Below are 15906 nucleotides of genomic sequence, written 5' to 3'. Positions count from 1 at the left end.
TCAGGTTAGTTATTAATAGATATCACTTTATTTCGCCCAAGCGCTTTAGCCCTATACAAAAATTCATCCGCTTCTTTTAAGCCATTGCTATAGCCTTCCACTTCATTTACTTGTGCAACGCCAATGCTACAGGTGATAGTCACTTTTTTATTGTCGTTAGTAATCATTAAATGCTTTGCCACACATTCACGAAAGTCATCGGCTAATAAAGTTGCTTCAGCCGATTTGAGTTTTGGTAAAATGACCACAAACTCTTCCCCACCGTAGCGAGATTTTAAAGCAGACGTTGAAAACTGTGATTCGAGTAATTTAGTAAATTCAATCAAAACGGTATCACCAAAGCCATGACCATATGTATCGTTCAAGGATTTAAAATTATCTAAATCGATTAATAAAATTGAGAAGGGTAAATATTGCTCAGGTCGAGTTTGTGCAAGCTTTAAAAAATGCGAGGTTATAAAACGCCTATTAGCAACACCTGTTAAGGGATCAGTATAAGCGTCTTGCTTTTGTTCAAGCGTAATATCAGCAATAGCCAAATGACTTTTATGCCTAAAATACTCACCAATAAACGAAAATAAAAAAACAAGGGAAAAAGAAGCTATAAAACGGGTTTTTTCTACATCACCATAACTAACTTGGCCAAAATTGGGACCATATAAAAGCGCAATACAGCAAAGTAGTAAACTTAGACCCAACCAACAACCAAGCCGCACGCCTAAACTCGCGAAGGTAACCACAGGATAAAACATCAGCCAATACAAAGCAGTGTTTTCTTTTCCACCAGTATAAGTAAGCGCAATACACATAATGAATACAATGATCATACTGATCAATGCGACAATTTCGAGTTTACCTGTTTTTATAAAGTAAATTGCACAACTTATAATTGTAAAGTTCACTATCACCAAAGCAACAGTTAGTATTGGTGAATAAACGCTATAATTTAAAAACACCAGCAGCGTGATCACCACTATTGCAATGCCTATCATAGTAAATAAAGAAAACGCTTGGCGTTGCTTATCTGAACTATAAACACTGTCGATGTTTATTACATTGAGCCAATTTTGTTTATTTACCATGTTTTATGCATTACCTATACTTTAAATTTTTTAACCATACTGTCTAAATTACTAAACTGTTGCTTAAGCTTAGTGCATTCATTAAGTGTATTATTTAGATTGCCAATACCTTGCTCAGAAAGTTCGCTGATAGTGCGAATATCAGTATCTAATATTTTAACAACCTGATTTTGTTCATCTGTTGCATTAGCAACGGTATGGTTGGCATTATTAATTTGTTTTATCGCTTCAATAATTTGTGACATTACATCGCCAACAGCATCCGCTTGTTGAACACTTTTTTCGCTATCCTCTAAACTGGTTTTCATCAGTTCAACAGCTAAATTTGAGCCCTTTTGCAACTGACCAACGGTGTCTTCAATTTCTTGAGTAGATTGCTGAGTTCTGTACGCGAGTTGCCTTACTTCATCCGCAACGACTGCAAAGCCTCTACCAGCCTCACCGGCTCGAGCCGCCTCAATTGCAGCATTGAGTGCCAGTAAATTAGTTTGCTCACTGACCCCTTTAATAACTTCGAGAACTTGACCAATACTTACTGTGTGAGCATTTAGGCTATTTATCGTTTGCTGTGCTTGCTCAATATTGGCAGATAGTTGATGAATACTTGCTACATTATTATTTAATGTTTCCTGGCTCTGCGTGGAGTGTTGATTTGCATCTTTTGCTAACTGAGAGGCATTGCTCGCATTATGAGATATATCCAACGCAGTAGCTGAAAATTGGTTAATAGCTGCCGCTACATTATTAGTACGTTTACTTTGATCATCAAACATTGATAGCGACGAGTGCGTTTGCGAAACCAGACTTGTTATTGCCTCCTCTAATAGTGCTGTTGTGTGTTTTACTTGCTCAATAGAGTGCTGAATTTTTTCAATAAACATGTTAAAAAAATGACTTAGCTCGCCAAATTCATCATCATTTTCGACGACCAAACGACGTGTTAAATCGCCCTCGCCTTGCGCTATATCTTTAATGGCATCGTTTAATCGATTCATCGGTTGCATTAAATAACGTAACAGCATTTGCATTAAAAGCACAATAACGGCAATACCGATAACCATATATAAAGCCGCCATTTTTCCAAAGCTTGATACACTTTCGAATGCTTTATCTTTATCTATAACCACACCTAAGTACCAGTCAACGTTCTCAATACCGCGTATCTTAGTAAATGAGATTAATTTAGTTTGGCCTTGAACCTCATACTCTGTAAATGTGCTTTGCAAAGGCGTAGCTGTACCGAATAACTCAGTCGTATTTTTTAAATTAAGTGCGCTATCTGGGTGGCTAAGGACCTGCGCGTTTTCATCAAGTAAAAAGCCATACCCCAAACCTAAAAAGTCAATATCAGCAATAATTTTAGAAACGGTTTGCATATCAATATCAGCACCCGCAACACCGCTAAATTGACCATTATCTTGTATAGGTACAACGGCTGAAATGGTTAACTCATTTGTAGTTACGTCGATATAAGGAGTGGTAAAAGCCGTATTTGATTTATTCTCTACTAGCTTATACCAAGGCCGTGCTGTTGCATCAAAGTCGGGGGGTAAAACAACCGTTTCATCATTTAAAATAAATACACCACTGGATTTACCAATATACGTGTTTTTAAAACTACCGGCTAATTCTGCTGTATTAAGCTGAGATAAGGTAAGTGACTTAGAATCGCCAATTTTATACGTCTTAGCAACAGAGACGACAATTGCAAGTTTAGCATTGAGCCAGCTCGCTATATTTTGTGAAACAGATTCTGAATTTTGCTGTAAAACGAGCGCTAACTGTTGCTGTGTTTCATTGCGCATCGATACATAATTATTAATAGTAAAAAGACCAAGAACGAGCACTAGCACTAGCGATGCTGCAATCGTAACCTTACTTGTAAATTTCAATGAGTTGAACATAAACGCCCTTATTTATTTTTATCTTTATAAGCATTTACATTTTAGCAAAATTTAACAAAACATCTTAGCTCTTGAGGCTTATAAGTGGGTAATTGATTAAAAATAAGAATAAAGACTTAAAGCAAGTATCAGAAAACCTGCTGGTTAGAAATATGATTAGTTTTACACGCGCCTATTGGAGCGTTCCAAAAGAATATTGTTTTATAAGTGACTGAATACGTATTCAGTCACTTATAAAAAGTCGGCGTTTACCACTTTTTAGCTAGGCGTACGACGTTAAATCCGTACCAAGCAATAAATACATAGCAGATCATGGGTATAAAAAAGCTATCTTGTATACTTATCGTATCTGCAATTAAAGCTTGAGCTAATGGTACGAGTGCACCCCCTACAATCGCTAAACATAACCAACCCGAACCTTTACTCGTGAGCGGCCCAAGTCTTTCAATAGCAACAGAAAAAATAGTCGGAAACATGATCGAATTAAATAAGCCAATCGCAAGTACGGAATATAAAGCAACATCGCCTTGGGTAAAAATAGTGGTCAACAATAATGCAATAACGCAGCAGGCATTAAATGCTATCGCTTTAGAGGGGGCTATTTTTTGCAGTAAAGCTGAGCCTATAAAACGGCCAACCATAGCGCCTCCCCAGTAATAGCTAATCAAAGTAGCGGCTGCATGTTCTTCTAGTCCTGCAATATGAGCCTCTCCAAAATAATTAACTAAAAAACTTCCTATTGCTACCTCACCACCTACATAACAAAAAAGAGCAATAACCCCCATTTTTAAATGTGGTGCTTGCGCCAAAGAGCGTGCTTGATCTCGCTGATTATTTTCTTCTTTGTGCGATTCTATTTCAGGAAGTTTAATAAATGCAAATACAATAGCAATAATAAGGAGTGCAGCCGCTAGCATCAAATAAGGTACTTTTACCGATTCAGCTGTAGCTGCAGAAGCCGCAAGTGTGCCAGCTGTACCGAAAAACAATAAGCCACCAACATAAGGCCCTACGGTTGTGCCTAATGAATTTAATGCTTGTGCTAAATTAAGGCGTGATGAGGCTGTCTTTTCAGGACCTAAGGCAGCTACATAAGGGTTAGCTGAAACTTGCAAGACAGTAATACCAGAAGCGAGAACAAATAAAGCGCTTAAAAAGATCCAATATTCATGCACCACTACAGCAGGGTAAAATAATAAACACCCTATAGACGCAACGACGAGCCCTGTTAAAATACCTTTTTTGTAACCTAGTTGTTTAACTAACATCCCTGCCGGAATAGAGACAATAAAGTAAGCCCCAAAAAAGCAGAATTGAATTAACATTGCTTCAAAGTAGCTTAGGTCAAATACCCCCTTTAGGCGTGGTATTAGTACATCGTTTAAAACAGTTATAAACCCCCATAAAAAAAAGAGGGTTGTCATCGCAGTCAGTGGGAACAGGTAATTTTTATTTGGCTGCTCATTGACCGCGAATGGTTGATTTGTATTTAGTTCACTCACGTTGTTTTCACTCCATTAACAAGTTGAAAACGATTTTACATGTTTATCAGCGAATTACACATAAACTAAAAAAGAACGTTCCAATTATATATGGATTTCAATACCAACCTGCTTATATATGGGGTCTATTTAACGTTAAGAAAATTACGCTAGAACTAGGCAAAAATTTTTGTATCTAGGGCGTGTTGACCTTTGTGGATTGAAATTTGTTCAATCTAGGGGCGATTTAATCGCGGCGCGAGGTTTGTAACCTAGTGGGCTAAGTAAAAACCGAGCAAAGCTTCCGCGTCCTGCTCACGCCCCTTACCTACATCCATGTAAGCAACAAAGAGTTAATCGCCCCTAGAAAGAACCCAAAGGGCAGCGCATGTTTGGCATTTATGCTGCGTTATCGCCTATTTATGGGGAACAACCACACACCATAGGCTCTGCCTTGCCTAAATACCAAACAGTCTGCTGCAAAATTAATCACGAAAGGTCAACACGCCCTAGTTGTTCTAAATAAAAAATTTTAACGACGTTATAGTGCAATTTAATTCGTTAAATTGATCAAAGATTTATGCAGTTTGGTATAAGATCAAGATTGGCATTCATGACTCAAAAAATTGATTAAACGTTCTGTTTCACCACTATTATGAAACTGATACAAACTTTTATTAATATTATCTAAAATCAGCAGCCAATCGGGAGTCAATTTACTGATTGCAAAATAAAGTGGGTTATATTGCAACGGTATGGTTTCTTGCGCTAGCGAGCTTAATAAGAATTTTTTTTCAGAGGAGGTTAACGAGGAGTATTCTACAGAGAACTTGAGCACAGTCGGATCACCTATAATTAAGTCAACACGTTTCGCTGCCAGTAATTGTACCAGCTGTAAATCATCAACTGCGCTAATAATTTGAAATTCATTATTGTCCATCATGGCATCAAACTCGGGGGTATTTTGATAACCGCGTACAACCCCTATTTTTTGACCTTTAAGTGATTTTAAATTACCTGAAAACCGATCAACTTCACCTTTTCGTTTTAAAAAAGCAATTTCACCGCCTTTAAATGAATTTGATAAACCCAGTAATTCACGGCGTGTTTTGCCCTGCACATAATCAGAAGGCGCTGTATCTTCAATAAAGTATTCGGGCATGAGTATGTCCGCTTTACCCAGCTCAACATTTCGTACCGCGCGTGCCCAAGGTAAAAACTCAATATAAACGCTGTAGCCTTTACTGTTTAACAATGCGACTGCAAATTGATAAACCCAGCCCTTATTACATAAATGATCGCCAATGTAAGGAGGCCACTCCACGGTAGCAATATGAATTATTTTCTCCGCGTTTTTAGCCTCAAATAGTAAACCCGATTTATGGTTATAACCAGCTAAAACACGCTTAGTGTTATCATGATAATAATTGATCGACAGATCCGCGTAGCTATTAAAGCTAATTAATAAAAAAACAAAAGCTAAGTAGTGCATATAAATCCTAGGGCCTATTGGCCTGTCAGGATTGAAATTTGTTCTATCCAAGGGCGACTAATCACGGCGCAAGGTTTCTAGCCCTGTGGGCTCTATAACCGTTCCTGCGTCACTCTTATGACTTATATCACTGTAAGCCCGAGCAAAACTTCCGCGTCCTACTCACATCTTTCACCTACATCCATATAAGCAACAAAGAGTAAATAGCCTTTAGATAGAACCCAAAGGGCAGCACATGTTTGCCATTAATACTGCGTTATCGCCTATTTATGGGGAGTAACCACACCAAATAAACACTGCTTTACCTAAAAGGTCAACAGGCCCTAATATAAAGCGACGTTTTTAGTGTAGATCGAAATAAAATTTTTGCAGGAATGTGCTAGGTTATATTTTCAAAACAGAAGAAATCAAGGCTTTCATCAGTCAAATAATAATTAAGGCAAGCCCTTTGCTTGACTAGCCAAAATATTTCATATTATTACTAGGGGCTGTTGATCTTTCAAGTATACTTTTTAAACAGCATAGTGAGCAGGTATAATTTACTTCGCCAAAAACAAAAAATAGCGACTCACTATGCCAAGGCTAATGTTAACAGATGAACGTTGGGAAATCCTGTACAAAGCAATGTTAAGTTCGGGGAGAATTTATGATAAGCCAGCGCATCGAATAACGATGGAAGGAATACTTTATCGGATGCGAACAGGTTTGCCATGGCGTGATTTACCAAAAGAATTTGGGTGCTGGAGCAAGGTCTTTCGACGATTTAACCTATGGTCAAGAAAAGGGGGTTTATCTCATGCTTTCAATACATTAGTGGATTCTGAAGACGTCGAATGGCTCTTTATAGATGGGGGAGTATTATCAGTGCTCATCAACATGGAACAGGGGCAGCTTCTTCAGCGACCGAAGATATAGGGAAAAGCCGAGGAGGCAACTCAACCAAGATCCATTTAGCGGTAGATAGCGGCGGCTTACCTGTTTACTTTGAGCTTTCACAAGGGCAAGTAAACGATATCGTTCATGCAAAAAGTTTGGTAGAAAACTCGCCGAAAGCTGAACATGTTGTCGCAGATAAGGGTTACGATAGCGACACTTTTCGTGAGGAAGTAGAAAAAATGGGAGCAGATTCAACAATTCCAAGAAGAAAACACCAGAAGAAAGGGAATGAGGATGTTGATTGGTGCTTATATAGATACAGGCATTTAGTTGAAAATGCATTTGGTAGAATTAAAAATTATCGAGCGATAGCAACAAGATACGATAAGTTATCGCGTAATTATTCAAGTATGGTTACGCTTAGTTTTTTGATGATGTGGCTGCCAATGCATGCGTGAACAATTTATATACAGCAAAGATCAACAGCTCCTAGGGCGTGTTGACCTTTGTGGATTGAAATTTGTTCAATCTAGGGGCGATTTAATCGCGGCGCGAGGTTTGTAATCTAGTGGGCTAAGTAAAAACCGAGCAAAGCTTCCGCGTCCTGCTCACGCCCCTTACCTACATCCATTTAGGCAACAAAGAGTTAATCGTCCCTAAAAACAACCCAAAGGGCAGCGCATGTTTAACCTCGAAAGATAAACAGATATAGCCTTTGTGTTTAACAGAAACGAAGGGAAAGAGCTAATACGCCCTACTTTTTTTGCCATTTCATTTTGTTATTGGTATCACGGGAGCTAATAATAGTTGTGTCGCAACTTTCAACGCCGCCTAATTTAGCTAAGCGATCATATAAAACAACATTGCAGGTAGCAGCTAAGTTCATACAGCCGATAGTCGGAATATAAACCACTTCATCGCACCACTTTAAAACCTCTTTGGGGATAGAGCCATCTTCAGGGCCAAATACATAAAATGCGTTTTTAGGATGCACAAAATCAGGCAGCGGTGTAGCACCTTCAATTAGCTCAATAACAACAACTGTTGCACCCTTTGGCTTCACTTTTTCTAAACTATCCGTTTCAGTTAAAGGGATACGCTCAACCACATTTTTTGTATCGGTATGAAATTTTTTAGCGTTTAAATAACGATTACCTGTAAAAAAAACTTGGCTCGCGTTGTAACACCCTGCAGCACGAAGTACACCGCCAACATTAGTAGGGCTTTTTGGATTAATTAAACCAATTACAGCTTGTTGTTTGCTCATTAATCAGCGTCCTTTGTAGGCCACTCTGCAATGTATAAATCAAAATCATCGAGTTTTACGTCGCAATCTTTTACTGTTTTATCTTTTACAGAAATACCTAACTGATGCATCTTTGTTTTATCACCACTGTTTAATAGCGGATGCCAAGAAGCCAAGCCGCGACCTTCGTGTAAGCGTCGGTAACTACAGCTTTGAGGCATAAAGAAAATGTCTTTTAGGTTTTCTTTGGTAAGTTTTACACAAGAAGGTACAAGGGTTTGGCGGTTTTCGTACTCGCTACAACCACACGTGTTGTTATCCAAGTACTGGCACACAATATTAGTAAATATTAATTGCTCGCCTTCACGTAGTTGATCGGTTGCAGTAAATTCGTCTTCATCTTCACTATCAATAAAGGTATTTAAACAACATTTACCGCACCCATCACAAATGGCTTCCCATTCGTTTTGGCTCATGTCGCTTAAGCTTTTTTTAAGCCAAAATTGTGTATTTGCTAATTGTTGATCAAACATAGTTTACTCGCGCCCCCTAAAGAGCGCGCATTCTAACGTATTGCTGCAAATGGCGCAAAGCCAATACCCTTTAAAAATACTATCTTTGCGCTACAAATTAGCGTTGGAATTTAACCCAACGCTTAATTTTTTCTTCTAAAATTGGCATCGGCAATGCCCCATCGATTAATATTTGTGTATGAAACGCTTTAATATCAAACTGATCACCGAGCTCTTTTTTACAGTATTCACGCAGATCTTGAATTTTAAACTGCCCTAACTTATAAGAAAGTGCTTGCCCAGGCCATGCGATATAACGTTCCACTTCAGCAACAACGTCGCTTTTTGCCATAGACGAATTAGCAAGCATGTAGTCAATCCCCTGCTGACGCGTCCACCCTTTTGCATGAAAACCGGTATCAAGCACTAAACGCATAGCACGTAATTGCTCATCAGATAAACGGCCATACCACATATAAGGGTCGGTAAATAAACCAAGCTCTTTACCAAGACTTTCAGCGTACAGAGCCCAGCCTTCAGCAAATACGGTGTAACCACCAAATTTTCTGAAATTAGGTAAACCTTCTATTTCTTGCTGTAGCGCAATTTGAAAGTGGTGTCCTGGGGCAGCTTCATGAATCGATAAAGTTTCGAGTAAAAATTTAGGCTGTGCTTTTAAGTTAAAGGTATTGATATAAAAAATACCTGGACGAGAGCCATCTGGTGCGGGAGATGAGTAAGATGCCCCTGCAGCCGACTGTGCTCGGTATGCTTCAACCGGCTTCACTACATAAGGTGCTTTTGGGGCGACATCGAACAATAAGGGGACACGTGCATCTATCTTTTTCTTAACGTTTTCGTACGCTGCAACAAGTTCATCCGCTGTATCAAAGTAAAACTCATCTGAATCTCGTAAGTGAATAAAAAATGCAGCTAAGTCATCTTTAAAACCGACTGTCTCTTTTACTTTTTTCATTTCACTTAAAATACGCGACACTTCACTCAAACCAATTTCATGAATTTCGTCAGCGGATAAGCTCAGTGTGGTATTTTTTTTAATTTTGTGTTCGTACCATGCCTTTCCATTTGGTAAATCGCTATAGCCTACTGTTTCTCGGCTATTAGGAATATATTGCTCAACTAAGAACTGACTCATGCTGTTATAGGCAGGTACTAAACGCTGCATAATTAGCTCACGATATTGTGCGGTAATATCTTCTTTTTGCTGTGCACTGAACGATTCTGGTAGGTTTTTAATTGGCCCCCAAAATAACGAATCCTCGGCTTTTGTCACAACATGCGCTTTAAACTGTGGGGCAAGTTTTTGTGCAAGAGGTTTAGGCAACACCACCCCTAACTCAATGCCTTGAGCCATTGATTTCTCAACACTTGCTAGCCACTTAATAAAACCATCGCTACGGGTTAGAAAATGAAGATAGTCATCGGGCGTTTTAAATGGCTGTGCACTTTGTCCTGAGCCAAAGCCCGCATAGGTATTATGTGCGCCCGACATTTGATTAATAGGCAATAAATAATCAGGGAATTGCATACCTTCTAGCTTCAATGCTAAATCACGATTTAATATTTCGTAACTTAATAATGCTTGCCCGCTTAGCTGAGCTTGATCAATATATGCTAATCGTTGTTGATATTTTTTATAAAAAGCCGCTTTTTTATCACGATTGTGTTGTGAGATTTCAGCAGTAAATTTATCGTTAAATTCACTACGACCATTATAGGTTGCGCTGATTGGGCTAAATGTAAGAGACTCATCGTAATATTGTGCAACAAGCACATCAAGTTGTTGCTGGGCAGAAAGTTCTGAAATAATACTTGCTGGATCGTTTGTTGTAGTTGGCGCAGTACTGTTACTAGCACTTGCGTTAAGCTCTGTATTAATGCAACCAGTTAATGTAAACATTACACCGCTGGCTACTAAAGCTAATTTAATTAATTTCATGATAATCCTTTTAAAATTTGCCCGCTGATTATGAGCATTAATAGTGACTAAATAAAGAAATTACGACAGATTACGTTCATCGCTATTTATTTGCTCTTTTAATTAAGCTTGGTACAGTCAAGGAAGTTCCTACTTTCTCTATAAGAAGAATAAAATGAAAAAACACCTGCTCTCAGCTTCTATAACATTATTGTGTTTAACGAGCTTAAATGTGCACGCCGTAACTTATGTATCGGCAAAAGCCATGCTAGATGTAGAAAACGGTACGTTAATACAATCGCCATTAATTACCATTGATAATGGCATGATCATATCCATAGAACGCAATAAAAAACCAACGCTCACCAAAACAGATAAGTTAATTGATTTACCAGCGCTAACGCTACTTCCAGGTTTAATGGATATGCATGTGCATTTAACAAGCGATCCTACGGTTCCTCGCAGTGAACGTTTAGGGCAGTCAGTGCCACGTATGGCGATTAAGGCCGCTCATTTTGCAAAAAAAACACTCGAAGCCGGATTTACAACGGTGCGTAATGTTGGCGCTGAAGGTTATAGTGTAATAGCAGTACGTGATGGTATAAATGCGGGTGATATTGTTGGCCCACGTATTTGGGCTGCAGGACCAGCACTGGGCATTACAGGTGGGCATTGTGATAACAACCGCCTTCCGCCAGAACTTAAATATACATCAACAGGTATAGCAGATGGCCCTTGGGCTGCACGTATAAAAGTGCGTGAGAACATAAAGTATGGTGCAAATGCGATTAAGTTTTGTGCCACGGGTGGTGTGTTTTCAAAAGGCACTAAAGTAGGCGTACAGCAATATTCTTTTGAAGAAATGAAAGCCATTGTCGATGAAGCTCACATGCGAGATTTACCCGTAGCCGCGCATGCACACGGAACAAGCGGAATAAAAACGGCTATTAAAGCAGGCGTTGATAGTGTTGAACACGCCAGCTTTTTAGACGACGAAGCAATAGCGCTTGCAAAAAAGCACGGTACTTGGCTCTCTATGGACATTTACAATACCGAATACACGCTGAGCTTTGGTGAGCAAAACGGCGTTGACGAAGAAAACCTCAATAAAGAACGCCAAGTATCTAAAAAACAACGCGATAGCTTTAGCCGTGCGGTTAAAGCCGGCGTTAAAATGGTGTTTGGCACCGATGCTGCAATTTATCCCCATGGTGATAACGCAAAGCAATTTTCACGTATGGTTGAATTTGGCATGACTGAGCTGCAGGCAATCCAAGCATCAACGATTAATAGCGCGAAACTATTAAAAATGGACGATCAGTTAGGACAAATTAAAATAGGCTTTGCCGCAGATTTAATTGCTGTAAAAGGCAACCCATTAAAAGACATCGCCTTATTAGAGCAAATTCCTTTTGTAATGAAAGCAGGCATTATTTATAAAGAAAATAAATAATAAAATAAAGGCGGTGTACTCTCAGTGCACGCCTTTATAATCTTTTAAGCCAGCGTGTTTACTCTCTTACATACATCTCAATTTAAACTAAATGTTAACTAGTTTAAATTAAAGTTGCTAAAAAACAGTTTAAAGCTCAAACATCAATCAAACAGTTCCAGTTTAGAAAAATAATTGAACTTTTTATTCACTTTAAAAATAATAACCATTATCATTCGCGCAAACTTGTTAAATGCGAATAATTATCACCCCATGAAAAAATTTAAATACTCACTACTTACTCTTGCATGCTTAAATGCACAGGCAGCTATTGCAGTTACCACAGCGGAAGAAGACATTGAACGTATAAGCGTATACGAAAAACAAAACCGCGTTGTTATGAGTTCAGGACTTGCGACTAAATCTGACATGTCGTTAATGGAAACGCCAGCACCGGTTGTGATTATTGACCGAGAACTCATTGAATCTCAAGGCGTTGACAATTTACAAGATTTAGTAAGAAACGTGAGTGGCTTAACACAAGCTGGAAACAACTACGGCATTGGTGATAATTTAATCGTTCGTGGTTTAGGCGCTAACTACACCTACGATGGCATGTATGGTGGTGCAGGACTTGGCAACACATTTAACCCTACGCGTTCGCTGACCAATGTGGACTCTGTCGAAATATTAAAAGGCCCTGCAACGGGTTTATACGGTATGGGCAGTGCCGGTGGCGTCATTAATTTAATAGAAAAAAAACCTGAGTTTAACGAAAATCACAAAGTGGCTGTCGAGCTTGGTCAGTGGGATAGTTATGCACTGTCTGTTGATAGCACAAATGCGATTACCGAAGATTTAGCGTACCGTGTGGTGGCTAAAACAGCATCAAGCAATGGCTTTCGTGATTTAAAAGAAAACCGTGATGAAATTTTTACGTCATTAAAATATGTATTTAGTGATAAGCAAAACATCATGCTTTCAGCTGCATACATTAAAGATGCGATTGCGGTTGACTCTATCGGTCACCCTATTCGTATATTCAACTCTGCGTCGGTAAATGGTCTAACAGCAGGAGAAGTAACTGGTGCCGATTTAGTAAATGATGCCACATCAGCAGGTTTACAACTCAATGAATCACAACGCGACCAATTAGCAAGTTCATTATCCGCATCAGATGGCTTAACGCCTTATAGCTTTGGCACAAACGGTATTATTTCACCGATGGCTAAAGATAACGAAGGTGAAGAACTACGTTTTAAATTAACGCATAACTATTACATTACCGACGATTTGTTTTTAAATCAGCAGCTACAATATCGTAATTACACATCAAGTTTTGCACGCCAAACAGGTGCTTATAACTATGTATATTGGGATCGTAGAGGGGTAATTAATCAAGATCCAAGAGCGCCATTAGTGGTTGACGATGTACTTTACCCTTTTGCAGCTCGCCGACAAGAATATCGTCAAGTTGAAGCGGATGAAAAGTCGTGGCAATATTTTGCTGATTTACGCTATGACTTTATGTTGGGCGGCGTAGACAATGAGCTACTTTTAAACGCAAATTATGAAGATCGTGATATCCGCTTTGAGCAATATTCAATTTACGATAAAGACTATATTATTAGAGATAAAAACAAAGCAATTAGTTACCAGGGTAAGCTTCCGTACATTTTTGATATTAGAAACCCAAACTGGCCAACAGGTAACTTTGAAGATTACGATCCACTTAAAACAAGTAATTACAATAAAAAAGTACAAGCATGGGGCTTAGGTATTCAACATGTAGCGTATATAAATGATCAATTTACTACGCGTATAGGGGCGGCTTATAACCAAATTAAACAAAGCTATGAACACCTTGGCGTTGATGCGCGTTATAGACAGAGCCTTGCAGCACCTAAGCCTAAAGCGAATACCTCTGACGGAGGTTTGACGTATAACTTAGGCGCAACATATCAACCTAATGAAGACCTATCTATTTTTGTCAACCACTCGAAAGGCCGGACGGCTTATAGTGTTTTAGGCACAGTGACAGGTAACGAAGCCGACCGAAAAGATTCTGAATCATTAAGTAATGATTTAGGGGTTCGTTTCAAGGCATTTGATGATCAATTACTTGCCTCAGTTGTTATATTTGAAAGCGCTCGTACAAACCTACAATACAGTAACCCACTGTATGAAGCTGGCGTATCAGCCCCGAATGTCAGCGAAAACTTTTTTGACGGTAAAGAAGAGACCAAAGGTATTGAGCTTGATTTAAACGCGTACTTAAACGATAAGTGGAAAATCAACTTAAACAGTGTTTACCAAGATGCCCGCGACAAAAAGAATCCAAATAGCAGCAGCTACGATACGCGTCAAAAAGGCGTACCGTATGTAACAGCAAGTACATGGGTGACTTACTACGCGAATATGTTTGACTTACCTCAAGCGATAAATATTAGCGGCGGTGTGTCATATGTTGCACAGCGTAGCACTAACTCAACATCATTTGGTATTCCTGATGGTTATGTACCAAGTTACATACTTTACGATACCGCTGTTTCGTACACTACAGACAAATGGCATATACAATTAAACCTAAATAACCTGTTTAATAAAAAGTATTATTCAAAAGCAATGTTTCTAGGTGGTATGCCAGGGGAAGAGCGCAATGCGAAGCTAAGCTTTAGTTATACACTTTAATAGTTTAAACAATTAAAAAGCACGGTATGCTAATTCAGACACCGTGCTTTTTTGTATGTAAAAAGACTTATACCAATCTGCTTATATATGGGGTCTAATATTAAATCGTAACTACTATGCGACCATTAATTTCACCTTTGATCATATCGTCAAAAATTTCATTAATATCCTCTAAGCGTTTTTCTTCAATAATTGCTTTAACTTTGCCCTGTGCAGCAAACTCTAAACATTCTTGTAAATCTTTACGAGTACCAACAATAGAGCCAACTACCGAGACTCCATTAAGCACGGTATCAAAAATAGGCAACGGCATATCCTCTGGAGGTAACCCCACTAATACACATTTACCGCCACGGCGTACACTCTTATAAGCTTGTTCAAACCCCGCTTTTGATACCGCAGTACACACAACGCCGTGCGCGCCACCTACTTGCTCAAAGATAGCGTCGCTCGGAACCACCTCTTTAAAATCGAGTGTTATATCGGCACCGAGTTCTTTAGCGAGCGCGAGCTTTTCTTTGCCGGTATCAACGGCTATAACGTTAAAGCCCATCGCTTTGGCATATTGCACAGCTAAGTGCCCAAGCCCGCCCACACCAACAATAGCAACCCATTGGCCTGGTTTCGCATCTGATACTTTTAATGCTTTATACGTTGTAACGCCTGCGCAAAATAGCGGTGCAGCTTCAGAAAACCCAAGTTCATCGGGTATTTTTATAACGTAGTCTCCGTGCGCTAAACAATATTCTGCATAGCTGCCATCAATAGAGTAACCAGTATTATGCTGCGATAAGCAGAGTGTTTCTTTACCATCGAGACAAAATTCACAGTGCCCACAAGCACTGTATAACCAAGGAATACCAACTCTATCCCCAACTTTAAGATGCTTTATATTACAGCCTAGTTTTTCAATAACCCCAACACCTTCATGGCCTGGTACTAATGGCATTTTTGGTTTAACGGGCCAATCACCATGACACGCGTGTAAATCTGTATGACAAACACCGCAGGCTGCTATTTTTACGAGTACATCATTAACACCCACCTCAGGAATAGGCAAATCTGTGATTTCTAATTTACCTTTAAATTCATTATTTATTGCAGCTTTCATAATCATTCCATCCTGTGTAAGAAATAGTAAAAAACATGTATTCGTCACTTTTTTACAACATAACTTAACCTAGAGCGATACACGTTAATCTAAATCAAACTTTAGTAATAAATAATGTATTTAAGGGACGCTAAGATCTT

General features: G+C 39.0%; 11 protein-coding genes. 3 read left to right on the top strand and 8 right to left on the bottom strand.

Annotated elements, in window-relative coordinates; translation table 11 throughout:
• Positions 1–5: 5 nt before the first annotated feature.
• The 4 genes from PALI_RS19750 to PALI_RS19735 form a co-directional block, all read right to left on the bottom strand.
• A complete protein-coding gene (locus PALI_RS19750; protein WP_226894569.1) occupies positions 6–1082 on the bottom strand; it encodes a GGDEF domain-containing protein in 1077 nt (358 codons plus the stop codon).
• 14 nt (positions 1083–1096) lie between these two features.
• Complete coding sequence (locus tag PALI_RS19745; RefSeq protein ID WP_193156718.1) at positions 1097–2986, bottom strand: methyl-accepting chemotaxis protein; 1890 nt, start codon at positions 2984–2986, stop codon at positions 1097–1099.
• Between the two features lie 248 nt (positions 2987–3234).
• Positions 3235–4488 (bottom strand): L-fucose:H+ symporter permease, encoded by a 1254-nt coding sequence (fucP, locus tag PALI_RS19740; RefSeq protein WP_193156717.1) that lies wholly within the window; start codon positions 4486–4488, stop codon positions 3235–3237.
• 577 nt (positions 4489–5065) lie between these two features.
• Positions 5066–5959 (bottom strand): substrate-binding periplasmic protein, encoded by an 894-nt coding sequence (locus PALI_RS19735; RefSeq protein WP_077535302.1) that lies wholly within the window; start codon positions 5957–5959, stop codon positions 5066–5068.
• A gap of 573 nt (positions 5960–6532) precedes the next feature.
• Between PALI_RS19735 and PALI_RS19730 the strand changes: the two genes are divergently transcribed.
• Positions 6533–7293, top strand: a protein-coding gene (locus PALI_RS19730; RefSeq protein ID WP_193156716.1) for an IS5 family transposase whose coding sequence is annotated in 2 segments (ribosomal slippage) — positions 6533–6808 and positions 6811–7293 — 759 coding nt in all. Because the reading frame shifts where the segments join, the coding sequence is not laid out codon by codon here.
• Between the two features lie 296 nt (positions 7294–7589).
• Here PALI_RS19730 and PALI_RS19725 read toward each other — a convergent pair.
• From PALI_RS19725 to PALI_RS19715, 3 genes are all read right to left on the bottom strand, one after another.
• Complete coding sequence (locus tag PALI_RS19725; protein ID WP_138586653.1) at positions 7590–8102, bottom strand: RNA methyltransferase; 513 nt, start codon at positions 8100–8102, stop codon at positions 7590–7592.
• Positions 8102–8614 carry a YcgN family cysteine cluster protein gene (locus PALI_RS19720; protein ID WP_138586654.1) on the bottom strand — a complete coding sequence of 171 codons (513 nt, stop codon included), beginning with the start codon at positions 8612–8614 and terminating at the stop codon, positions 8102–8104. The genes PALI_RS19725 and PALI_RS19720 overlap by 1 nt, the downstream gene beginning before the upstream one ends.
• 97 nt (positions 8615–8711) lie before the next feature.
• On the bottom strand, positions 8712–10553 hold the full coding sequence (locus PALI_RS19715; protein ID WP_193156715.1) for a DUF885 domain-containing protein: 1842 nt from the start codon (positions 10551–10553) through the stop codon (positions 8712–8714).
• Positions 10554–10707: 154 nt separating this feature from the next.
• Between PALI_RS19715 and PALI_RS19710 the strand changes: the two genes are divergently transcribed.
• Both PALI_RS19710 and PALI_RS19705 read left to right on the top strand, forming a co-directional pair.
• On the top strand, positions 10708–11985 hold the full coding sequence (locus tag PALI_RS19710) for a Xaa-Pro dipeptidase (RefSeq protein ID WP_193156714.1): 1278 nt from the start codon (positions 10708–10710) through the stop codon (positions 11983–11985).
• A gap of 252 nt (positions 11986–12237) precedes the next feature.
• Positions 12238–14655, top strand: a complete 2418-nt coding sequence (locus PALI_RS19705; RefSeq protein ID WP_193156713.1) for a TonB-dependent receptor — start codon at positions 12238–12240, stop codon at positions 14653–14655.
• A 100-nt stretch (positions 14656–14755) separates the two neighbouring features.
• On the opposite strand, the gene adhP is transcribed toward PALI_RS19705, so the two are convergent.
• Positions 14756–15766 (bottom strand): alcohol dehydrogenase AdhP, encoded by a 1011-nt coding sequence (gene adhP, locus PALI_RS19700; protein ID WP_182702252.1) that lies wholly within the window; start codon positions 15764–15766, stop codon positions 14756–14758.
• Positions 15767–15906: the final 140 nt, after the last annotated feature.

The sequence above is a fragment of the Pseudoalteromonas aliena SW19 genome, from assembly GCF_014905615.1.
In the GTDB taxonomy this organism is placed as follows: domain Bacteria; phylum Pseudomonadota; class Gammaproteobacteria; order Enterobacterales; family Alteromonadaceae; genus Pseudoalteromonas; species Pseudoalteromonas aliena.
The sequence above is the reverse complement of the archived record's forward strand: the minus strand, read 5'-3'. Positions and strand labels throughout refer to the sequence as shown.